Genomic DNA, 23,638 nt, shown 5'->3' on the forward strand with positions numbered 1-23,638 from the left:
TGGTCCCTACACCAAGCTTTTTTAGTTCATAGACAATCCTATTTCCCTTAATTTTTCTGTTCTTAAAGGTTTCGATAAAAATCCAGAAACTTCGGGAAAGTCCTTCATTTTTTCCTTATCAGAATAAGCTATAGAGGAAGTGACGATAAAAATTTTAGATTCCTCGTATAATGTGGGAGTAAAATTTTCTAAGGTTTTCAAAAATTGCCATCCATCCATAACAGGCATATTAATATCTAATAAAATAACTGATGGCAACGGTGTATCCTTTTTAAGAAATTCATCAAGAGCTACTTTTGCAGATTTAAAAAAAAGTGCATCAGTAAAAACCTCAGCTCTGGAAATTATCTTTTTAATAATTCTTTGGTAGATCTCATCATCATCTATTACACAAATAGTCTTTTTCATTTAAAAGTAACTTTAAAAGTTGTACCCACTCCAGGTTCACTTTCTACCTTCACCATTCCTCCCATTGCATTTATCTGATTTTTCGTAATAAACAGCCCCACTCCTCTGGCATCTTTTCGATCGGAAAATGTTTTATAAAGACCAAAAACCTTATCTCCATATTTATCTAGATCTATCCCTATTCCATTATCTTTTACTTCCAGAACCCAGCCACTATCTTCTTTATATCCCAGTAATGAAATAACGGGAGTCCTTTCAGGATGACAGTAACGCAGAGCATTTGTTAGAAAGTTGAGAAGTACACTCTCCATATAGGCCGAATTAAAAGATATTTGCATATCTGCAGGCACCTCATTTGTAATTCTGGCATTTTTTGACTTAATCTGTATACTCAACACGTCCAAAGCCTGCTCTATAAACTTAGAAACACTAATTGACTCGGCCTTAATATCCAAATTGGTATTTATAGAGACCACTTCATTAAGATCGTGCAGGGATTGATCCAGATTAGTTGATACCTTTCGCAGTAGATCTATATAAGAATCCTTTTCGCCCTGAGATTCTTCAATATCATATAACTCCAGTATTGATGACATATTACTGGAATGCGATCTTAAATTATGAGAGACAATATAGGCGAAGTTCAACAATCTTTTGTTCTGCTCCATAACCAGTTCATAAGATTTTACCAGGTTCATTTCAGCCTCTTTCTTGCCTGTGATATCTCTCAAATTCACCACAAATCCGTTTACACCTTCTGAAGCCAGCATATTGGTTAGTGTCGCATTTACCCAGAACCAGTTATTTTCAGCATCTTTTACACGTAAAATAATATCAACAATAGGAATACCCGGTTTTTGATAAGCTTTTTCAATTTTCATTCTTAAAAGATCATGATCTTCTTCATGAACATAATACAGAACCCCATTAATAGAGAAATCAATTTGTTCATACTTGGTGATCTTGGCAAGCGATGGAGAATAATATTTCACCTTATTTAGATCATCAACAATAAGTATAATTTCATTGGAGTTCTCAACAAGAGATCTAAAGCGATTTTCATTCTCTTCCAGCTCTTGTTTTACTTTCACCCTAGCCGAGATATCTTCTACCAGTGCTATGTGTGAAGTGACTTCTTCTCCTGCTTCCCATAATGGCGATACGTTTATTCGCACCCAAATACGACTGCCATCTTTTGTTTGCAAGCGTTTCTCCAGACTGTATTCACGAATTTCATTCCGACTTAATTTAGCCATCAAATCTGCATTTTCAGACAGATCGTCTGGATGGGAAATAATCTTATAATCTTTTAATTTTAGTTCCTCTTCTGAATATCCAAGCAAATTTTGAAACCGCTTATTTGCTTCCAGGATCATTCCAGAATTTGAATTAACACGTACCATCCCGATAGCTGCCTGGTTGAAGATTGTCCTGAAATGCAATTCACTTTTGGCTAGTTCTCCGGCCTGCTCCTTCACCAATTTCTGTAATTTAGCAGGTTGCTTTAAAGCATTATAAATGATCCACGAAATAGCGCCTGATATCACCAGGATCATAATAGCGATAGGAATTATAGCATAAAAAGGTTCATGAGGATCTACCGGGATGATATAGATTTTCCAATCTCCATCTGGCAATACCAGTTTTTCTGAATAGGACTTATCCTGTATTTCAGTTCCATTTAAGAAAAACTCCTCCTTTTTTGATACCGGATTTATTTTTGAGAACTGAAAGCGAAATTTATCTCCGGCTAAATCCTGAAGTCCTGATTGGTCTATCAGGTTATCAAAATGAATAAGAACAGCCACAAAACCCCAAAAATCACCTTTTTTAAAAACCGGAAGTCTGCCAATAATAGCCAATCCACCCTGCCTTAATTCCAAAGGTCCAGCAAAGAACATGCTTTTTCTTTCTATTGCTTTAAAGGCTTCTCCATTACGCGTACTATCTTTAAGAATATTATAATTAATGACATCTTTATTTTCTTCGTAAGGATATACCCTGGTGATAATTCCGTTTGGCACTATTTCTATAGCATCGATATTAGGATTATTATCTACCAATTGAGGAGCCACCTCATCAAAATTTTCAATTTTGCCGTTTTCATCTATTTGAAGGGCCAAAGAAAGTGCTGCCGAATAACTATATTTTAAAGACTGGTCAATGTTCTGTTCAGCCACATCGATAATAGCCGCCATTTCAGTTTGCCGATCGTCCAACAAAATCTGATAGCGTTGCCAAAGCATAAAGCAGACTGCCAATAGAAGTAGAAAAAAGGCAAAAAGGCCAATAAATAAGGGCTTTTTAAGAGCTAAAGATTTATTAGGCTTACCAATTTTATTTGCCATTTAATTCAGATTGGAAAAGAAATTTCATTTAAAAGTTGAAAATTTCCGGAAGCCAAAGATAATTAATTACCTGTTAAATAGAGTTTTTAGAGAAACTATCGGGCCTAAAAACCAAAGAACCCGGATGCAATGACCCGGGTTCCTTAAACTAATTATTAAAAATTCAGAAGCGTTTTGAAAGATTTAAACCTGCGGCATAAACAGGTTCTCTTTCCGAGTTTAGTTCAAAACCCAGCATCATCTCAACTTCGAAAGGAACATTTAACAATCTCCATTTAGAGTAAAAATTTTACTGATTTAAATACCATTCTATAGTTCTATGTAATCCAGATTCAAAATTTTCATTTGGACTCCAGCCTAGTTCTTTTTGAATTTTTGAGGAATCTACCGCATAGCGACGATCATGGCCCGCTCTGTCTTTAACAAATTTTATAAGCTCCCGGTAACTACCACGCTCCAGGGGTTTCTTTTTGTCCAGAATACCACATATTTTATTTGCGACTGAAAGATTATCCAGCTCATTATTTCCTCCAACATTATATATTTCGCCACTTTTACCTTTTCTAAATATGGCGTTAAGTGCGATACAATGATCCCGCACATATAACCAATCCCTGATATTCTGGCCATCTCCATAAATAGGTATAGATTCCCCGGCAAGTGCTTTTCTAATTACCGTAGGTATTAACTTCTCATTATTTTGCTTAGGACCATAATTATTAGAACAGTTTGAAATAACCGTATTCATTCCGTAAGTATGATGATAGCTTCTTACGAGCATATCTCCAGAAGCTTTACTGGCAGAATAAGGAGAATTTGGAGCATAAGGTGTTTCTTCTGTAAAAAGACCTTTCGCTCCTAAACTACCATAGACCTCATCTGTAGAAATTTGATGGAATCTCGATTCTTTATAATTTTCTTTATAAACACCAGGTTCAGCCATCCAGTGGCGATATGCGCTGCTTAAAAGAGTAAATGTGCCATTTATATTGGTCTTTATAAAAACTTCAGGCTCTTCTATAGAATTATCTACATGAGATTCTGCCGCAAAATTTATAACTCCTTTAATATTAAATTCTGAAAAAAGACCTTTTACAAGTTTTTCGTCATTAATATTTCCCTGAATGAATTTATATCTTGGATGCCTTTCAATCTCCTTCAGGTTATTGAGGTCGCCTGCGTATGTTAGTAAATCCAAATTAATCACGGTATACCCGGGATTTGATTCCAGAAAATAAGGAATAAAATTAGAGCCTATAAAGCCTGCACCTCCGGTTATAAGAATATTCATGTTCTATAAATTTTTAGCTCTTTTTAAAAGATATTCTCCATAAGTATTCTTGCTTAACGGTTCAGCTAATTTCAATAACTGATCCCTGGTGATATACCCCCTTTCAAAGGCTATTTCTTCAAGACAGGCAACCTTTAATCCCTGCCTCTTCTCTATGGTATGAATAAAGTTGGATGCCTCCAGCATTGATTCGTGAGTACCCGTATCAAGCCAGGCATAACCCCTTCCCATAACCTCTAATTTCAAATTCGAAGCTTTTAAGTAGGCTTGAATTACGGAAGTAATCTCCAATTCCCCTCTCTCACTGGGTTTCACGCGATGAGCTATCTCCACGACCGAATTAGGAAAGAAATACAATCCGGCTATCGCAAAATTACTTTTTGGAATTTCAGGTTTCTCTTCAACACTTATTACGTTTCCTTTACTGTCAAACTCCGCCACACCATACCTGGAAGGTTCATTAACATAATATCCAAATACGGTAGCTTTCTTATCATTTACGACATTGTTCACAGAATTCTTTAAAAGTCCTGTAAAACCCTGTCCGTAAAAAATATTATCCCCTAAGATAAGTGCAACATCGGACTTTCCTATAAACTCTTTTCCTATAAGAAAAGCCTGTGCAAGGCCATCAGGACTGGGCTGTGATTTATAACTTAAGCTGATCCCTAAATCTGAGCCATCACCGAGCAGTTTTTCAAAATTAGCCAGATCTTCGGGTGTTGTGATGATGAGAATTTCCTTTATACCGGCGAGCATCAGAACAGATAAAGGATAATAGATCATCGGCTTATCATACACATTCAGAAGTTGTTTAGAAACTCCCCTGGTAATAGGATAAAGTCTGGTACCTGAACCACCGGCTAGTATTATTCCTTTCATTTTATAATAATTATCTGAAATTCGAATTTAAGAATAATATGCTTTATACCATTTAAGATACTTTTCCACTCCTTCTTTAATTTCAACAGTAGGCTTATAATCAAAATGTTTCATTAAAGGTTGTGAATTGGCCCAGGTTTTATCTACATCTCCCGGCTGCATTGGCATTAATTCTTTTTTAGCGTTCAAGCCTAACTGGGTTTCAATTTCCTCTATAAAACTCATCAAGTTTACCGGCCTGCTTTTTCCAATATTATAAAGATTATATTTTAAGTCTTTTTCAGAAGGAATTCGATTAATTACAGCCATTACACCGTTAACGATATCGTCTACAAAAGTAAAGTCACGTTCTAAATTCCCTTCATTGAAAACCTTTAAAGTTTTTCCTTTTGTGATAGCATCTGTAAATAAGAACATAGCCATATCCGGGCGGCCCCAGGGACCATAAACGGTAAAAAATCTTAATCCTGTAGTCGCTAAATTATACAAATGACTATAGGTATAAGCCATGATCTCATTACTTCTTTTAGTAGCTGCATAGAGGCTTATAGGTTCATCGACCCTGTCTTCTGTAGAAAATGGAATTTTTTTATTCTGCCCATATACACTGGAACTACTGGCGTAGATCAAGTGCTTAATATTATGGTTGCGACAGCATTCAAGCACATTAGCAAATCCTACCAGGTTACTGTCTATATAAGCCTCCGGATTTTCCAAACTGTAGCGAACGCCCGCCTGTGCAGCAAGATTGCACACAATATCAAAATTTTCTGTTTTAAACAATTCCGGAAGCTCTTGCCGATCTTCCAGCTTCATTCTGAAAAAAGCAAAGTTCTTATGCAAAGAACTTTTATACGCCCTATTAAATTTAAGATCATGATCACTTTTTACTCCAAGCTCTTCTAATCTTGCAAGTTTTAACTCCTGACTGTAATAATTATTTACGTTATCCAGACCAACAACCTCATGACCTTCCTTTATTAATTTTTCACATAAATGAAAACCTATAAATCCTGCTGCGCCTGTAACGAGTATTTTCATAAAAATGATTCTGCCCTGATATTAAAATTCAGCCAAAAATACCAGATTTATTTCTTTCCAATTAGTAATAAGAATGTGAATTAAAAAAATATTCTTATTGAATTATACTAAATCCTGAATATTAGCGGTAAGTGTCCACCCAAGCTCATTGAGAATAAGCTTTAATTTTTTATTGCCTACTTCTTTAACGATGGCCTTTTTATTCGTCATTTTCCCTGATTTAATCTCCACCTCGTCACCTTCTTTTAATTGATTTACCTGGAAATCACCTAATCGGTCATTATTTAACCAGGATCTAATAGCTTCTATCTCATCATCTTTTGCAATCGCAGGTTTCTGTAACCATTTCAAAAAACCTAGAACCCCAGGGGCATTAAAAATGGCATTTCTATCTTTCTCCTGAATTTTCACAAAAATATAAGACTTGAATAACGGGACTGTAACTTTTCTTTTGCGATCACTCCATTGACGTACTTCGGTAATTACCGGGCAGAAGACTTCAATACCAGCTTTCTCTAAAAATTGAGCCGTCTTTATCTCATGTTGTGGTTTTGTTCGAACTACTACATACCAGGGCATACCGCGATCTTTTTTAGAATTTAAAATTTCTCGTAGTAGGGTATTTATTTTGATGGAGAAATATTGAGGCTACAAAAGTACATTTTTTTCATTGGAAGTTGGATAAGATGAAAAAACAGGAAACAAAGCTACATGGAGATTTGAAAATTATTTATCGCTCACTGAAATGAGAACACCTCACAAGATTTGCGATAAATACCGCCAGTTCAGGTTTCTCAAAAAGAGGTATAAGAGGATTCCAGTTTTTATACAGGTTTCTTTAGTTTGTAAAAATGACCAACTATGAATATTTGTTCCATCTATACCTACAAACTAAAGACTCCACTAATAACTAAAAAAGCCCAAACTTTTCAGTTTGGGCTTTTTGTTGGCCTACTAGGGCTCGAACCTAGACTCTTCTGGACCAAAACCAGACGTGTTGCCAGTTACACCATAGGCCAATGCTTAAATGCGGATGCAAATTTAAGACAAACTTTAATTTACACAAACTTTTTATTGAAATTTTACTGAAAAAATATCACTCCTCAGTCTTTGTCTTCATTCTCAGCATTTTCCAAAATAAATGCTTTTATCTTTCGTTTTTAAAGCATTCAGCATTTTATTATTAAATTCGCCACTTTAGTACAATCACACGAGTATTTATGACTGATTTTAACTTTAGTAAGTGGAATAAAATACTGGGCTGGCTGGTATTTTTGATCGCTTTGACCACTTACACCCTTACTTTAGAACCAACGGCAAGTTTCTGGGATGCCGGTGAATACATTGCAACTTCTGCTAATCTTGAGGTAGGACACCCGCCGGGAGCGCCTTTTTACCAAATGATGGGTGCCTTCTTTTCTACTTTTGCTCCAGATAATACCAAAGTTGCCTTAATGGTGAACTTTATGTCTGGTTTTGCCAGCGCCGTTGCCATCATGTTCATGTTTTGGTCTATAAGTTTACTGGTACTTAAAGTTGCCGGACCGGTTGCAAAATTAACCTCGTCAAAAAAAATAGCTGTTCTTGGTAGTGCCTTAGTAGGATCTCTGGCTTTTACTTTTACCGATAGTTTCTGGTTTAATGCGGTGGAGGCTGAAGTTTATGCCATGGCCGCATGCTTTATGTCTGTCATGTTCTATCTGGGGCTTTTATGGGAAAGGGACATGTTTACTCCTCGTGGGAATCGCTGGATCATTTTGATCTCATTAGTGATAGGACTTTCCTTCGGGGTTCATTTTATGGGACTTCTAACCTTACCGGCTATTGGATTTCTTTATTTCTTCAAGAACTATAAAAAAGTTACCGTTAAAAACTTCATTATTGCCAATGTGGTGGTAGTTGCTGTATTGATGTTTATTTTTAAACTCCTGCTGCCCTATACACTTACGTTCTTTTCTGCTTCAGAATTGTTTTTCACCAACAGTCTGGGTATGCCTTTCAACACAGGAACTGTGGTGGCTTTACTCGTAATTATCGCTGTATTCTACTTCGGAATAAATTATACTAGAAAAAAGAACCTTTACAAATACAACACTTTGCTATTATGCATCCTGTTTGTGCTTGTAGGATTTTCCAGCTGGGTGATGCTTCCTATAAGAAGTAACGCGCCAACGGTGATCAATGAAAATAGTCCTGATAACGCCCGCGAGCTACTGGCGTATTACAACCGCGAACAATATGGTGAAACACATCTTTTCTATGGCCCACAGTGGTCTGAAATGTATTCAGGCTTAGATAGTGACAACCCATATGATGATGCGAAACCCAAATATGAAAAGGATGAAAAACTTGGCAAGTACATTATTGTAAATGATTACAAAAATGCCAAACAGAACCTTGATGACGACCACAAGGCGATATTGCCAAGAATGTGGAGTACCGAACATGCGGTGAATTATATGGAATTTACCGGGCCGCTGGATTTCAAAATAAAATCTGAATACCAGGGCGAAGAAAGACTGCTTCAGGCAGTAAATGAATTTAAAAACCAATTTTCGCGAGGAGAACGCGATATGGAAGACTACCACAGTTTCCTAAGGCAAATGAGTGAGTACCTGGATATCCAGAAACCAACCTTTGCCGAAAATATTGCCTATTTACTGGAATATCAGGTGGGCTATATGTACTGGCGTTATTTCATGTGGAATTTCACGGGACGACAGGATGATATTCAGGGAAAATACAATGACCTCCATGGTAATTGGCTTAGTGGTATCGATTTCATAGACGAAATGCATATTGGTTCCCAGGATGAACTGCCTTCAGACGTAAAAAACAATAAGGCACGCAACACCTATTTTTTCCTACCACTATTACTAGGATTAATAGGCCTAGTTTTTCATCTGAAAAAGGATAAAAAGAATTTCTGGGTCCTCATGGTATTCTTCCTGTTTACCGGAATTGCCTTAAAAATTTATTTGAACGAACGTCCTTTTGAACCGCGTGAAAGAGATTATGCCCTGGTTGGGTCATTTTATGTCTTTGCCATCTGGATAGGCTTTGGGGTCTACGCGATCTTTGATAAACTTCGAAATTCTATCAGTCCAAAAATTCTTGCTCCCGTAGTGGTCGCGGTAAGCTTACTATGTGTACCTACATTATTAGCTTCAGAGAACTGGGACGATCATGATAGATCTGGCAGAGATACCGCACTAACTATGGCTCGCATGTATCTGGATTCGGTAGATGAAAATGGAATTTTATTCACCATTGGTGATAATGATACTTTTGCCCTGTGGTATGTACAGCAAGTGGAAAAATACCGTACAGATGTCCGGATTATCAACACCAGCCTTCTGGCTACAGACTGGTATATAGACCAGATGAAGCGTAAAGCTTTTGAAAGTGATGCCATTCCATCTCAGCTTGAAAATGATTTCTATAACGGCAAAAATGACGCTATTTTCTTGAGAGAAGTCACTCAGGACACCATTCCTATTAAAACCTGGATGAATTATATCGAAAATGAAGATCCGCGTACCCAGGCAGAACTTCAGAGTGGAACTTTCATCAATACCTTCCCTTCTAGATATGTCCGGATTCCGGTAAACAAGCAAACCGTTCTTCAAAATAATATCGTAGATAGTTCTGAAGCTGATGAAATTGTAGACCATATAGATATTGCTATTGGTGACCAGATCCTTTATAAGAACCGCCTTCTAATGCTGGATATTCTGGCAAATAACAACTGGGAAAGACCTATTTATTTTACCGGTGGTAGTTTTGGCGATGAAGATTACTTATGGATGAAAGATTATCTTCAGTTAGAAGGAGTCACCTATAAGCTGGTTCCTATTCGCACCCCTCTAAATCCCAGAAACCCATTTGATATGGGAAGGGTGAACACCAATAAAATGTACAATATCGTTAAGAACTGGGACTGGGGTAATATGGGATCAGATGACATCTATCACGATCCTGAAACACGCAAAAACTCTATAACCTACAGAAGTAATCTGGCCAGGTTAACCGAAAACCTTTTAAATGAAGGGGATACCATTCATGCAGAAGAGATCCTGGATCTTGGAATGAAACAAATGCCTGTGGAATACTATGAATATTACACGCTACTGGAACCTTTCATTACCGGGTATTATGAAGTAAATAAACCTGAAAAAGCTCGAGAGATTTGGGAGAAAGTCGCGAAGAAATATCAGGAGAATTTAAATTTCTACAGCAATTGGGAAGTAGAACGCCAATACAGATATGCTGATGAGATCATTACAGATATGGAGCGTTACCGCGGACTTGTAGATATGATGATGGTTTATGAGGACAGGGAAACAGCAAGAAAAAAAGCTGAAGAATTTAATAATTACTTAAGACTATTCAGGCACTTTTACAGAGAAGATGAAGAGATAGATGCGGATGTAAAGTCACCGCAGGAAGAAATCCTGAAAGGGCTTGACGGTGCTGTTCCGGTAGAAAGCATGATTGATTCCACTTCTCTGGATACAGTGGAGGAGTAATGGTCGTTTTTAGATGTGAGATCTTAGACATAAGTAACAAACAAAGCGAGATAAAGTTTAGAGGCTGAATCGATGGATTTTTAAAATTTCGAAAGTGCCAGACTGAACAACCTGAGCCTGTCGAAGGGCGAAGTCTGAATGACATTTAAAATCTATAATTCTTTCTGCACAATATCTTCAGCATCTGGATACGATTAGTATAAATACTGAAAAAAGTTCAGCATGACGATAACATAGGAATTCGAGATCGTCACCCTGAACTTGATTCAGGGTCTCTTTCTATAATAGAAAATAAGCTATGAAACTATTCCTTCCGAAATATCCTGCGCTTTTAAGACTGCTGTATCCGGAAAGGATTACAAAGATCGAAAACCCTAATGCCATTTACCTCACTTTTGATGACGGGCCGGTTCCCGAAGTCACTCCATGGGTACTGGACGTGCTTGCAGAATATGATGCCAAAGCCACTTTTTTTTGTATTGGCGAAAATGTGAAAAAACACCTTGATATCTTCAAGAGAATCCAGGAAGAAGGACATCAACCCGCTAATCATACTTTCAACCATTTGAATGGATGGAAATTCTCAAAATCAGAATATTTCGAAAACACCTGGAAGGCTGAGATATCTATGAATATAGAGCTGGAGGTCAAAAGAACTACAAACCCCGAACTAAGAGCTCCAACCTATAAACTATTTCGCCCCCCCTTTGGAAGAATTAAAAATTCACAGGCCAGGACACTTAAAAAAGCAGGTTATAAGATTGTAATGTGGGACGTAATTAGTGGAGATTATAATAATCAATTTTCCGCAGAAAAATGTTTTAAAAATATCATTGAGAATGCCTCTGCCGGAAGCACCGTAGTACTTCATGATAGTATAAAAGCATCAAAAAATTTAAAGATCATTCTTCCAGAAATACTCGAATATTATAAAGAAAAAGGTCTGGAATTCAGAAGTCTTAAAGATGTTCTTTAAGCAAGCCTATTAAGGTATTGGCATCCTGTTCCCCGCTGTGTCTCCATTTCATCTCACCAGATTTATAGATCATTAAGGTGGGAAGCCCTTTTACGCGAAGTGCTTCAGCTAACTGGGAGTTCTTATCTACATCGATCTTTATCACTTTTGCCTTATCTCCTAACGCCGCAGCGACATCCCTTAACACTGGATGCATTGCAACAGAGGCATCATTCCACTCTGTGTAGAAATCTAAAAGAACAGGAATATCTAAATCTACTAACTCACCAAATTTTGACATAATTCAGGATTTAATTTTAGCGCTTGGTAATTACCAGGTATGCCAGCTATAATCAAATATAGGAAATTCTGCTAATTATGCGGGTTTCGAACCTTTTTTCAGTTCTATCACACTTATTTCCGGCCAAATGCCAACCCTCCCGGGATAGGCTAGAAAACCGAATCCGCGGTTTACATTTATATACCTGCCGGCCTCTTCATAAATACCCGCCCAGTGTTTGTATCTATATTGAACAGGACTCCATTTGAACCAACCGGGAATTTCGATCCCGAATTGCATCCCGTGAGTATGCCCGCTCATAGTTAAATGATATTTCTTAGGATGCTTTTTCACTTCTTGCTCCCAGTGTGAAGGATCGTGACTTAAAAGAATTTTAAAGTCCTTCTCATCTACTCCCGCTCCAGCCTTTTCCAGGTCACCTGCTTTTTTAAAACCGCCGGCTCCCCAGTTCTCTACTCCTACTAAAGCAATACGCTCCCCGTTTTTCTCAATGAACCTGTTTTCATTCAGCATCAGGTTCCAGCCCATTTCAGCATGGGTCTTTTTCAATTTATCAAGATTTTCCTCTTTTGCAGTCTGGCTCTCCCAGTTATGGTAATCCCCATAATCATGATTCCCCAGGATAGAATAAACACCATCCCGTGCTTTAACTTCTGAAAAAAGATCCTTCCAGTCTTCCATTTCAGAAGCCTTGTTATTCACCAGGTCTCCGGTAAAAACTACAAGATCACTATTTTGATCTTTTAAAAGATCAACACCATACCTGATTTTCTCCTTATTATCAAAACTACCACTATGAACATCGCTGATCTGGCTAATGCGATAACCATCGAAAGCCTTAGGAAGATCTTCAAAATATAGCGTATATCTTAAAACACGGAAGTTATAACGGCCCTTATACATTCCATAAAGCAAGCCGGCAAAGGGAATAGCTGCCAGACCAATCGCTATAGTACTTATGAATTTTCTTCTGGAGGGCATATCAAAACTCTTAGAAGATCCAAAGAATTTTTCAATTCCCGCCAAAGGAATACGCACTACGTCTTCACCTAACATTCCTAACAGGAGAACGATCTTTCCGGCAAAAAATGCTAAAAAGATCCCTATGGCATAACCGCGTCCACCACCAAAACCATCATTTGGAGAAGGCTGGTTAAATTGATAAAACAAATTCCCAATCACTATTGCTGAAACAATGAAATAGATCACCGCGACCCAGGTATTTTTAGTAAACACCCTTAAAGCCTGATATGCATAAATATCTACGATCAAATAGATCGCGGCCAAAATAAACCAACGCATTTTATCACAATTTTTTGCGAAGATAGGTTTAATAGAACCTAAGAATATTCAATTAACGATAATTTAATTTGATCGTTTCTAAAGGAATATCAATAAAGGGTGAGGATTTGGTTCCGGCCAATCCAAAATACTATATTTATGAAGTCATTTTAAGACCATGAAACGCAAAATATTTATAAAGAATACAGGAATTGCGGGAGCTACACTAATTGCTTCTCCATCCCTATTCTCTAATCCGATATTAAACAATTTGAATATGACTAAAACAACTCCGGTTGCAGTAGCAACCTGGAATTTTCAAAATGCAACAAAGAAAGCCGGGAAAATGCTTGAATCTGGCTCTAAGGCTTTGGATGCAGTTGAGCAGGGTGTAATGATAGAAGAGGCCAATTTAAAAAATACAACAGTGGGAAATGGTGGTGCTCCAGACAGGGACGGCAATGTTACTGTTGATGCCTGCATTATGTCACCCGATGGTGATGCTGGCGCCGTGGTTTATCTAAAAGAGATCGAGCACCCGGTTTCGGTGGCCAGGAAAGTAATGGAAGAAACTCCACATGTAATGCTGGCTGGTGAAGGAGCTCTACAATTCGCTATTCAACAGGGATTCAAAAAGAAAAATCTATTGACAGAAGATTCTGAAAAAGCCTGGAAAGACTGGCTGGAACATAAAGAATACAAACCCATTATCAACATTGAAAATCACGATACTATTGGGATGCTATGTCTGGATGATAAGGGTGATATTGCAGCTGCCTGTACAACCTCCGGACTATCTTATAAAGTGAATGGTCGTGTAGGTGATTCGCCAATTATTGGTGCTGGTTTATTTCTAGACAATGAAGTTGGGGGCGCTGTTGGGACCGGAATGGGAGAAGCCATCATGAAAAGCGTAGGCAGTTTTTTAATTGTTGAACTTATGCGAAATGGAATGTCACCTCAGGAAGCCTGCAAAGAGGCAGTGATCAGAACTATTCGAAAAGCACCTAATTATAAAGATTTCCAGGTAGCCTATGTGGCCCTGAATAAACAGGGTGAAATTGGATCTTACTGTATTCATAAAGGATTTAGTTATGCCAAATTTCATAAAGGAGAAAGCACCGATAATCTAAGTGCTTCTTATTTGGATGAATAAAAGCTTGTATATCCCGAAAATTTCATAAAATCATAAATAGCTTCATTCTACTTGTTTCAGAATCTTATAAAACTAAGTATCGATGAGCAACCTGAGATCCTGAAATAAATTAGGAGCAATAACAATTTATCTGGTATGAATTCATTAATAAGTCTCCTGGTATTTCGATGTCAGGCTGAGCGCAGTCGAGGTCTATTCTACGAATTAAAAGTACTAAATAAGAATTTTTAGTGCTTTCGTGGCCTATATTATTTAGAAATCATTCATACTACTATTTCAGTATATACATTTCGACTCCGCTCCATGTGACAATAAATACATATAATTGAATTCTTTCATAAGGAAGACTGAGTTTATCTTTGTAGTTTTGAATTATTCTCAATTTATCTTTAAACAAACCAGATGGCCGATCAAAAACGCCTTTTTTTACTAGACGCATACGCTTTAATTTTTCGCGGATATTACGCTTTTATCAAGAACCCGAGGATCAATTCCAAGGGATTCAATACGTCTGCGATCATGGGCTTTACCAATTCCCTTTTTGATGTAATCAGGAGAGAAAAACCAGATCATTTAGCGGTATGTTTCGATAAAGATGGAAGTAAGGAAAGAACGGAAATGTTCGCGGAATATAAAGCCAATAGAGATGAAACTCCCGAACCTATTCGCGAAGCAATTCCAATTATCCAGGATATCCTGAAAGCGATGCATATCCCGGTGGTGGAATGCGCCGGAATGGAAGCTGATGATATTATTGGAACACTGGCCAAGCAGGCTGAAAAAGAGAATTACAAGGTTTACATGGTGACTCCTGATAAGGATTTTGCCCAGCTGGTTTCTGAGAACATCTTTATGTACCGCCCTGCAAGAATGGGAAACGGTATTGAGATCTGGGGAATTCCTGAGGTTCAGAAAAAATTTGAAGTGGAAAGACCGGAGCAGGTGATCGATTTTCTCGGAATGATGGGAGATTCTGTAGATAATATTCCGGGACTTCCTGGTGTCGGCGAAAAAACAGCAAAAAAATTCCTGAAGAAGTACGGTAGCATGGAAGCACTGCTTGAAAATACCGATGACCTGAAGGGTAAAATGAAGGAAAAAGTGATCGAGAATGCAGAACTAGGTAGACTATCTAAAAAGCTCGCCACTATTTTCACCAATTGTGATGTAAAATTCCATGCGGAAGATTATGAACTATCAAGGCCAGATGGGGAGAAAGTCCAGAAAATCTTTGAAGAACTGGAATTTCGAAGACTAAAAGACCAATTCATAAAATTATTTAGTGGAGAAGAAGAAACTCAGCAAACGCAGGTAACTAATTCCCCATCTGCTAAAAAGAATGCGCAGGCAACTGCAGGAGCGGGTCAGTTTTCTCTGTTCGGAGGAGATGGTGAAGAAATAGAAAGAACTTCTTCCAGAACCAATCTTTCTGACACTCCACATTTCTATCAGTGTTTACATACTGAAATGGCCCGCAAAATTTTTATTGAAAAACTTCTGAAGCAAAAAAGTGTTTGTTTTGATACTGAAACAACCAGTTTGAATCCGCTGGAAGCTCAACTGGTTGGAATTGCTTTCTCCTGGGAAGCAGGAAAAGGTTTTTACCTGCCGTTTCCTGAAGACAAAGAAAAAGCTCAAAATCTGATCGAGGAGCTTAGAGAATTTTTCGAAAATGAGACTATAGAAAAGATCGGTCAGAATCTTAAATATGACATTGAAGTTTTAGACAAATATAAGATCGATGTAAAGGGACCATTATTCGATACTATGATCGCACATTATTTGATCAATCCGGATATGCGTCATAATATGGATGTCCTGGCCGAAACATATCTTAATTATACTCCCCAGCCTATTTCAGAATTGATCGGCAAAAAAGGTAAAAATCAGGGAAATATGAGAGATGTGGCACTGGACAAGCAAACCGAATATGCCGCTGAAGATGCCGATATAACCTTTCAGCTGAAAAACTTTTTCGAAAAAGAACTTGATGATGCCGAAACAAGAAAACTTTTCAATGAGATAGAAATTCCGCTGGTAGAAGTCCTTGCCGATATGGAACTGGAAGGAATAAAGCTGGATGAAGATTATTTGAAATCTCTTTCTGAAGCTCTATCAGCAGACATTAAAGATCTTGAAACCAAAATATACGAAGCAGCAGGAGAAGAATTCCTGATTAGCTCACCAAAACAACTAGGGATCATTCTTTTTGAAAAACTGGAACTTTCCAAAAAACCGAAGAAGACCAAAACCGGACAGTATTCTACCAGTGAAGATGTGCTTTCAGGCTTAGCTGAAGAGAATGACATTGTTCGTCATGTGCTGGATTACCGCGGACTGGTGAAACTTCAGAATACCTACGTTGATGCGCTACCGAACCAGGTTGAAAAAACTACAGGACGAGTACATACAGATTATGTGCAAACTACAGCGGCCACTGGAAGATTGAGTTCTAACAATCCCAATCTTCAGAATATTCCTATAAGAACCGAAAGAGGAAGACAGGTGAGAAAAGCTTTTGTACCACGAGATGAGAATTACGTTTTACTCGCTGCCGATTATTCCCAGATAGAATTACGAATTATCGCTGCTTTAAGCCAGGAGGAAAATATGATCAAAGCTTTTCAGGAGGGGGAAGATATTCATGCTTCTACCGCCGCAAAAGTTTTTAATGTTCCGCTGGAAGAAGTAACCAGAGAACAAAGAAGCAATGCGAAAACGGTGAATTTCGGGATCATTTATGGAGTGTCCGCTTTCGGATTAAGCAATCAGACCTCGCTTTCCAGAAGTGAGTCTAAAGAACTGATAGATACTTATTATAAAACCTATCCGAAACTGAGCAATTTCATCGCAGACCAGGTGGAGTTTGCCAGGGAACATGGGTATGTTAGCACCATTCTTGGCAGAAGAAGATATTTAAAAGATATAAATTCCAGGAATCAGGTGGTTCGTGGCGCTGCGGAACGTAACGCGGTGAATGCACCAATCCAGGGAAGTGCCGCCGATGTCATTAAACTGGCCATGATCAATATTCATAAGAAACTGAAGGAGCAAAACTACAAGACCAAAATGCTGCTTCAGGTACATGATGAACTGGTTTTTGATGCTCATAAAGATGAACTGGAAAAAGTTCAGAAAATGATAAAGTCTGAAATGGAAAACGCTTATAAGCTGGAAGTGCCGCTAGATGTAGACCTTGGAATTGGCGAAAACTGGCTGGAAGCGCATTAATAATTAATATATGAAAAAGGGAATTTTACTTATCCTTCTTATGGGACTTATCGCATCTTGCGAAGATGAAAAAACGATAAGCTCCTATAATCCTGTGAACTGGGAAACGAGAAGTGCGGAAATTCCTGAAATTGATTCTCTTGTAAGAGGCAAGTCTTATCTGTCTGTCTATTCAGAAATATATAGCCAGACAGAGCATAGAACTCATAATCTCACCACCACGGTAAGTATGAGAAACATCAATATGAGCGATACTATCTACATAAATAAAGCCGAATATTTTAATACTGAGGGAGCACCTATACGCACCTATTTTGATCACCCCATTTATATCGCGCCTTTAGAAACGGTTGAAATAGTGGTAGACGAAACAGATATTGCAGGAGGCACTGGCGCCAACTTTGTATTTGAATGGGCTATAAAAAACGCTATTTCTGAACCTTTATTTGAAGGAGTGATGATCTCTACTTCGGGACAACAAGGCTTGTCTTTTACTAGCCAGGGAGTTCGAATTAAATAAAATGAATTCTTTATCTATTACAATATAAATCTATAGGTCGCTTTTATTAAGAAGGTATTCTGGGGCCTTTGCCTTAATAGCTGATTATCTACGATCGCACTAAATTTATTATTCACATCTCCCAGTCCGGTGACTCCCTGGGACCATACGAAGAAAATTTCAGATCCTGGAATATATTCCCAGCGAGCTACAAGATTAGACCGAAATTGTACAAAGGCGAAATCTGGATTATTCACGGTATAATCTGTCACATCATCCCTATCTTCATCAATTAAATAAATATCTTCTTCAAAAGAAATCTGATCATTATCGTACCATGAAACTCTTTTATTCAAATCTTTCGCTGTAGGATCTACTACATAATTTAAATCTGAATAATCTGCTTTGAATATAAACGGTTGTCCATAATATTGGATCGAGAGATTGGGGTTAATACTGTAATTTACCCGCAGGGTTGCGCTTAAAGTTTCCTGATCTATCTCTCCTAATATATAACGGGCAGAATTGCCAAATGATCTTTCAGCTATATATTGCGTTTTACTGGGATTCTGCTCATATTCAAAATCTAAGGAAAGATTTAAGGAATTTAATGGCTGGTATTTTGTTCCCACCACATACCTTCTTAGACTAAAAGCATCTTGTTTTGCCTGGGAATGAACATAACCCAGCCTAAAACTTAGCTTTTTTCTCTGATCGGTTCCGGAGAAAAGATACCAGAAATTTTCTTCATTAAATCTCCATCTGGGACCTCCCCTTAAAAACGAATTAACAAAGATCCTGGGTTTATGTGCAGCCCCTCCTTCACTCCACCAGTTGTTCTTATAGTTGACAAAAGCTCCTATTTCATACTGCATCCTGTTATAGTTTCCTTCAAAATCGAAAGCACTGGACTGCTCAACACCTATACTTGCCCTTCTATACCAGTTAGTAGACTCATTAAACAGCCTTCTCACTCCTATATATTGACGTATATCATCTGCCTGCCGTAAAAAGCCAATATCGTTGGTTTCCAATTCTGGCGAAATCCATTTACCTCCCGCATTATAACGCCATTTACCTCCACCACCTTTTCCAAATTCAAGTCGGCCACCGGTTCCTGTAAGAGATGTTCTATCCGGATCTATTTCAACATGATCTGCATCTACTCTCTGAAAAAGATGAACGATAGAATTTTGTGTGTTGAGAATGGCTTCTTTACTTCCTTTTACATGACTCATTACAGCGTTCCCTTCCAGATAATATGTTCTTTCTTTCCAGTTATGTTTAAAATCGAGCCCCCCGGAAAATGCCTGGGTATGAAGAAATGTTAGATCATCTTCAATGTTTCGGTGTGTAGCCGTGAACATTGTGCCTATATAACTATTCCTGTCATTAAAATCTTTCTGAACCCTACCTACAAAATAATTTGTCAGTGGTTCTACAAGAATTTCGCTTTCTTCTCCATTTTCATTCGTCACATCAGCGTATTCTTTTGCAGTAACAGATTCCAAAACACCAATTGTCCATCCATCTTCGGTTTTTCCGCTGAATTTTGCTGCTCCAAGTATTGTGGTGTTATTAGGTGTATCGGCATACACCACACCTGGCCCCACTGCTCTACCCTGTGGTGAGCGTCCAATTCTTCTTGAGAAGAAAAGGTTGTCCTGAGAATTGGTAAAACTATAATCGAATACATTCTTATTTTCAACAAAAAATGGCCGCCGTTCTTGAAAGAATATCTCGAATCCATCAAGCGCCACGGCTCCTGGATCGGCATCTACCTGTCCAAAATCGGGATTGATCGTAAGGTCCAGGGTAAGATCGTTAGTGATCCCTATTTTCGCATCAAGACCTGCAGTGAGTTCGCCGTCTTTGCCATCTCTATATGGATTACCCACTTCCTCTTCATAGGTTCTATATTTCGTTACGGAATAGGGCTGAATTTCCAGTTGTTTTTGAGGTTCTAAATCTTTTAAGCCTCTAAGTTCTCCAAAGGAACTTACCCAACCGGCAGGATTTGCCGGAATAGGTTGCCAGGTAGATCGTTCTTCCTTACTAAAATATCTTCGAGTAGACTGGATTCCCCAAACCTGGTCTTTTGCACTGCTAAAACGAAGCTGACTAAGAGGTATTCTAAGTTCGGCAGTCCAACCTTCATTATCAATATTCGTTTTCACATACCAGATAGGGTTCCAACTCGAGTCAAAGTTTCCGTTATTTGAGACAAACTCATCCCCTTTTACCCCACTTACCGAAGTTGTAAATGAAAATGCTGTTCTGTCGTCGTTATAACTATCTATATTGATCTCAACCCAATCGCCGGGAAAATCATCCCGTCTCCCCATTCGCTGAACAATATTTTCAGGATCAGATTCATAACACCTGAAAGCAACATATAGATTTTTGTCATCATAAACGATCTTCATTTTAGTTTGCTGACTTGGAGCTGTACTGTTATCTGGCTCCCACTCAATATAATCTGAAGTCCATTCTACCGCATCCCAGGCAGAATCCTCTATGATACCATCAATTTTGATTTGAGCCAGATTCTTTACGGACTTTGTGGTATATGACCTTTTAGCAAAACTCACATCAAGTTTTGGCTTTGAATTTGAAGAAGATTGGGCGTGGAGTTGAAAAATTGATAAGCAAAATAGAGACAGGAAAAATACCGCTTTGATGAAATTCATGGGTGGATATTGATTGATGGTTCTATATAAGGACGCTACAAATATTGAAGTGTTACACTTTTATAAATGAACTTTAAATAGCTGCAAACAAAAAACCTCACAGAATGCTATCTGTGAGGTTTTTCCAACTAACACTAAAACTACAATTAGAACGGTACACTAAGATTTAGTATACTCTAATTCTAAAATTCTTATAGGGGAAGCCTGTGTATTTCCAGGATCATCCACATATTGATTAGATTCTATCTTTGTCACATCAAAAGAAAATTTATTAGTTTCTAAATTAATAAGCTTCTTATGGGTATATGTAGCAGAATTGATCACTAATGTTAAAATCAAACTGTCATTTCTTACTTCCCAATCCCCGCTATCCAATCTATCTGTCAAACATGAGAACTGATCACTTGACGTTCCAGATTCAAAAGTCATTTGGGCATTATTAGTTACAAACGTTCCATCTTCATCAAATGTTATATTCATTGTGTTAAAACATTGGGTTTCATCCAATAAGTTTCGGCTGTAAATTTCATCTTCATTTAGATTGACAGCGGTATCTGCGATCATCCCGGAGAGGTCCCAGTTTCCAATCATATCATTCATGGATACTGCAGTGGCATTACTTACCTTTAACTGAGATTCTGAAGACATTTCATCTTTGCTACAGCTCACCAATATAAGACTCAGCAGGCAAAGGCCAGCTAAAGTTTTAATTTTAAATAGGTTATTCATTTTCATAGGGCATTTAATTGGGTACAAAATTAAAAAACATTTACTTTTTTTATGACTTTATTAACATTAAAATTGGCATTAATCGATTTTTAATGTATTTTATCGTTGTTTACAACGTGGGATTCTTTTTGTTATTACAGAAATACACTACAAATTATCACTCAAAACATAAGATTTGGCATTAAAAATAATCCTGATTAGATTGGTCTGAGAATCAGCCTTTCAAAGCAAATAAAATAATCTTTTCCCTATTTGCTATTAGAATTTATAATTGTACATTTGCACCCCTGTTTTCCCGATTGAGATTCGGGTAAATGGGATTGGAATGTTTAATAATTAGTAAAATCAATTGGTGTGGACACATTAAGTTACAAAACAGTATCGGCTAACAAAGCCACCAGAACCAAAGAATGGGTTGTGGTAGATGCTGAAGGACAAAATTTAGGTCGTCTTGCTTCAAGAGTAGCATACCTACTTAGAGGAAAGCACAAGCCTAACTTCACCCCACATGTTGATTGCGGAGACAATGTTATTGTATTGAATGCGCAGGGAATCAACTTGACAGGAAAAAAATGGGACGCGAAAGAATACATCCGTCACACAGGTTTTCCAGGTGGACAAAAAAGTCTAACAGCTGCCGAATTATTCGAAAAAAGTCCGGAGAGACTTGTCGAAAAGGCAATTAAAGGAATGCTTCCTAAGAACAAACTTGGAGCAGACCTATTCAGAAATTTAAAGGTTTATGTAGGATCTGAACATGATCACGAAGCTCAAAAACCTAAAACTATTAACTTAAACGACGTTAAGTAATGGAGGTAATTCACAAAATTGGCCGTAGAAAAACAGCTGTGGCCCGTGTATATGTTTCAGAAGGAAAAGGAAACATTACCGTAAACAAGAAAGACCTTAATGATTACTTCACAACTGGAACACTTCAATATAAAGTGAACCAGCCAATGATGCTTACCGAGAACGAAGGAAACTTCGACGTTAAAATTAACGTATACGGTGGCGGTATCACTGGACAGGCTGAAGCGATCCGTTTGGCGCTTTCCAGAGCTATGGTAGCACTAGACGAAGAAAACCATGGCGCTCTTAAGCCAGAAGGTCTTCTTACAAGAGATCCACGTATGGTAGAACGTAAGAAATTCGGTCAGAAGAAAGCCCGTAAGAAATTCCAGTTCTCTAAACGTTAATATTATTACCGGAATATATTCCGGGGAGTTCATTAAAAAATTAATTTTTTGTTGTTATTCTGTTCATGCCGGGCAGAAGTTAGTTTAGCATCTAAACACTCAGGGCCGTACTTAAAAGTAGCCACCTGAATGTTGCTATCTCAACAGAACGTAAACTATTACAAAAATGGCAAACAAAGTAGAAGTAAAAGAATTACTTGATGCTGGTGTTCATTTTGGACACTTAACCAGACGTTGGAACCCAAACATGGCCCCATATATCTATATGGAGCGTAACGGAATCCACATCATCAACTTATATAAAAGTGCTGCTAAAATGCAGGAGGCAGGTGATGCCCTTGCAAAGATCGCAGCAAGCGGAAGAAAGATCCTTTTCGTAGCTACAAAGAAACAAGCGAAAGAGATCGTTGCTGAACAGGCTGAAAAGGCGAATATGCCTTATATCACCGAGCGTTGGCCTGGTGGTATGCTTACTAACTTCGTGACTATTCGTAAAGCTGTTAAGAAAATGGCTTCTATTGATAGAATGAAGAAAGACGGAACTTTTAACTCTCTTTCTAAGAAAGAGCGTTTGCAGGTAGATCGTCTTAGAGCTAAGCTAGAAAAGAACTTAGGTTCTATCTCAGACATGTCAAGACTTCCAGCTGCGCTTTTCGTTGTAGATACTACACGTGAGCACATCGCGATTAAAGAAGCACACAAACTAAACATTCCAATTTTTGCGATGGTAGATACCAACTCAGATCCACGTGAGGTTGATTATCTAATTCCATCTAACGACGATGCTTCTAAATCTATTAGCAAAGTTGTTTCTTACGTTGCAGATTCTATCGTAGAAGGTCTTTCTGAAAGAAAGTCTGAAAAGACTACCAAGAAGAAAGATGAAAAGGCTTCAAAAGAAGAAAAGTCAGAGAAATCAGATAAAGCTCCAAAAGAAAAAAAGGAGAAAAAAGCTGAAGTTCCTTCTAAAGATGCCGAAGATAAAAAGGCAATGAAAGAAGCTAAGAAAGATGTGAAACTTGAATCTAAAAGTGAAACTTTAGACAAGGCCAAAACATCTAACGAAGAAGAATAAAATAAGGTTTTAATAAAATCTAAAAG

18 protein-coding genes and 1 tRNA gene are annotated in these 23,638 nt (G+C 37.8%); 8 read left to right on the plus strand and 11 right to left on the minus strand.

Annotated features, from left to right (window positions below; translation table 11 throughout):
• Window positions 1-21: 21 nt before the first annotated feature.
• The 7 genes from BLT95_RS08160 to BLT95_RS08190 all read right to left on the minus strand — a co-directional run bounded on the left by BLT95_RS08160 (window position 22) and on the right by BLT95_RS08190 (window position 6,989).
• Window positions 22-408, minus strand: coding sequence for a response regulator (locus BLT95_RS08160; RefSeq protein ID WP_089665610.1), 387 nt, complete (start codon window positions 406-408; stop codon window positions 22-24).
• Window positions 405-2,756 carry a PAS domain S-box protein gene (locus tag BLT95_RS08165; RefSeq protein WP_089665611.1) on the minus strand — a complete coding sequence of 784 codons (2,352 nt, stop codon included), beginning with the start codon at window positions 2,754-2,756 and terminating at the stop codon, window positions 405-407. Before BLT95_RS08165 ends, BLT95_RS08160 begins: the two co-directional genes overlap by 4 nt.
• A gap of 289 nt (window positions 2,757-3,045) precedes the next feature.
• Window positions 3,046-4,047 (minus strand): dTDP-glucose 4,6-dehydratase, encoded by a 1,002-nt coding sequence (gene rfbB, locus BLT95_RS08170; protein WP_089665612.1) that lies wholly within the window; start codon window positions 4,045-4,047, stop codon window positions 3,046-3,048.
• 3 nt (window positions 4,048-4,050) lie between these two features.
• The gene (gene rfbA, locus BLT95_RS08175; protein ID WP_089665613.1) at window positions 4,051-4,929 is read right to left on the minus strand and encodes a glucose-1-phosphate thymidylyltransferase RfbA; all 879 of its coding nucleotides are present in this window, start codon (window positions 4,927-4,929) and stop codon (window positions 4,051-4,053) included.
• A gap of 27 nt (window positions 4,930-4,956) precedes the next feature.
• Window positions 4,957-5,970: an NAD-dependent epimerase/dehydratase family protein gene (locus BLT95_RS08180; RefSeq protein ID WP_089665614.1), complete on the minus strand. Its 1,014-nt coding sequence runs from the start codon at window positions 5,968-5,970 to the stop codon at window positions 4,957-4,959.
• Between the two features lie 102 nt (window positions 5,971-6,072).
• On the minus strand, window positions 6,073-6,549 hold the full coding sequence (locus BLT95_RS08185) for a UpxY family transcription antiterminator (protein ID WP_089665615.1): 477 nt from the start codon (window positions 6,547-6,549) through the stop codon (window positions 6,073-6,075).
• Window positions 6,550-6,916: 367 nt separating this feature from the next.
• A tRNA-Gln gene (locus BLT95_RS08190) sits at window positions 6,917-6,989 on the minus strand.
• A 201-nt stretch (window positions 6,990-7,190) separates the two neighbouring features.
• Here BLT95_RS08190 and BLT95_RS08195 point away from each other — a divergent pair.
• Window positions 7,191-10,499: a DUF2723 domain-containing protein gene (locus BLT95_RS08195; RefSeq protein WP_089665616.1), complete on the plus strand. Its 3,309-nt coding sequence runs from the start codon at window positions 7,191-7,193 to the stop codon at window positions 10,497-10,499.
• Between the two features lie 298 nt (window positions 10,500-10,797).
• Complete coding sequence (locus BLT95_RS08200) at window positions 10,798-11,475, plus strand: polysaccharide deacetylase family protein (protein ID WP_089665617.1); 678 nt, start codon at window positions 10,798-10,800, stop codon at window positions 11,473-11,475.
• Here the strand turns inward: BLT95_RS08200 and BLT95_RS08205 are convergent.
• Both BLT95_RS08205 and BLT95_RS08210 read right to left on the minus strand, forming a co-directional pair.
• Entirely contained in the window at window positions 11,459-11,755 is a 297-nt protein-coding gene (locus BLT95_RS08205; protein ID WP_089665618.1) for a thioredoxin family protein, read from the minus strand. The two genes, BLT95_RS08200 and BLT95_RS08205, sit on opposite strands and share 17 nt — an antisense overlap.
• Window positions 11,756-11,830: 75 nt before the next feature.
• Complete coding sequence (locus BLT95_RS08210) at window positions 11,831-13,057, minus strand: metallophosphoesterase (RefSeq protein WP_089665619.1); 1,227 nt, start codon at window positions 13,055-13,057, stop codon at window positions 11,831-11,833.
• Window positions 13,058-13,214: 157 nt separating this feature from the next.
• Between BLT95_RS08210 and BLT95_RS08215 the strand changes: the two genes are divergently transcribed.
• The 3 genes from BLT95_RS08215 to BLT95_RS08225 all read left to right on the plus strand — a co-directional run bounded on the left by BLT95_RS08215 (window position 13,215) and on the right by BLT95_RS08225 (window position 17,943).
• Window positions 13,215-14,192, plus strand: a complete 978-nt coding sequence (locus BLT95_RS08215) for a N(4)-(beta-N-acetylglucosaminyl)-L-asparaginase (protein ID WP_089665620.1) — start codon at window positions 13,215-13,217, stop codon at window positions 14,190-14,192.
• A 402-nt stretch (window positions 14,193-14,594) separates the two neighbouring features.
• Window positions 14,595-17,423, plus strand: a complete 2,829-nt coding sequence (gene polA / locus BLT95_RS08220; RefSeq protein ID WP_089665621.1) for a DNA polymerase I — start codon at window positions 14,595-14,597, stop codon at window positions 17,421-17,423.
• 10 nt (window positions 17,424-17,433) lie between these two features.
• Window positions 17,434-17,943, plus strand: coding sequence for a DUF3124 domain-containing protein (locus BLT95_RS08225; RefSeq protein WP_089665622.1), 510 nt, complete (start codon window positions 17,434-17,436; stop codon window positions 17,941-17,943).
• 17 nt (window positions 17,944-17,960) lie between these two features.
• Here the strand turns inward: BLT95_RS08225 and BLT95_RS08230 are convergent, their stop codons facing one another.
• Window positions 17,961-20,612, minus strand: coding sequence for a DUF5916 domain-containing protein (locus tag BLT95_RS08230; protein ID WP_089665623.1), 2,652 nt, complete (start codon window positions 20,610-20,612; stop codon window positions 17,961-17,963).
• A 159-nt stretch (window positions 20,613-20,771) separates the two neighbouring features.
• Window positions 20,772-21,341, minus strand: a complete 570-nt coding sequence (locus tag BLT95_RS08235) for a DUF5004 domain-containing protein (protein ID WP_157718031.1) — start codon at window positions 21,339-21,341, stop codon at window positions 20,772-20,774.
• Window positions 21,342-21,695: 354 nt separating this feature from the next.
• Between BLT95_RS08235 and rplM the strand changes: the two genes are divergently transcribed.
• From rplM to rpsB, 3 genes are all read left to right on the plus strand, one after another.
• Window positions 21,696-22,151, plus strand: coding sequence for a 50S ribosomal protein L13 (gene rplM, locus BLT95_RS08240; RefSeq protein WP_011708063.1), 456 nt, complete (start codon window positions 21,696-21,698; stop codon window positions 22,149-22,151).
• A complete protein-coding gene (gene rpsI / locus BLT95_RS08245) occupies window positions 22,151-22,537 on the plus strand; it encodes a 30S ribosomal protein S9 (RefSeq protein ID WP_089665625.1) in 387 nt (128 codons plus the stop codon). The genes rplM and rpsI overlap by 1 nt, the downstream gene beginning before the upstream one ends.
• Before the next feature lie 166 nt (window positions 22,538-22,703).
• On the plus strand, window positions 22,704-23,612 hold the full coding sequence (gene rpsB, locus BLT95_RS08250) for a 30S ribosomal protein S2 (RefSeq protein WP_089665626.1): 909 nt from the start codon (window positions 22,704-22,706) through the stop codon (window positions 23,610-23,612).
• Window positions 23,613-23,638 lie beyond the last annotated feature (26 nt).

Source organism: Gramella sp. MAR_2010_147 (assembly GCF_900105135.1).
Classification (GTDB): Bacteria; Bacteroidota; Bacteroidia; order Flavobacteriales; family Flavobacteriaceae; genus Christiangramia.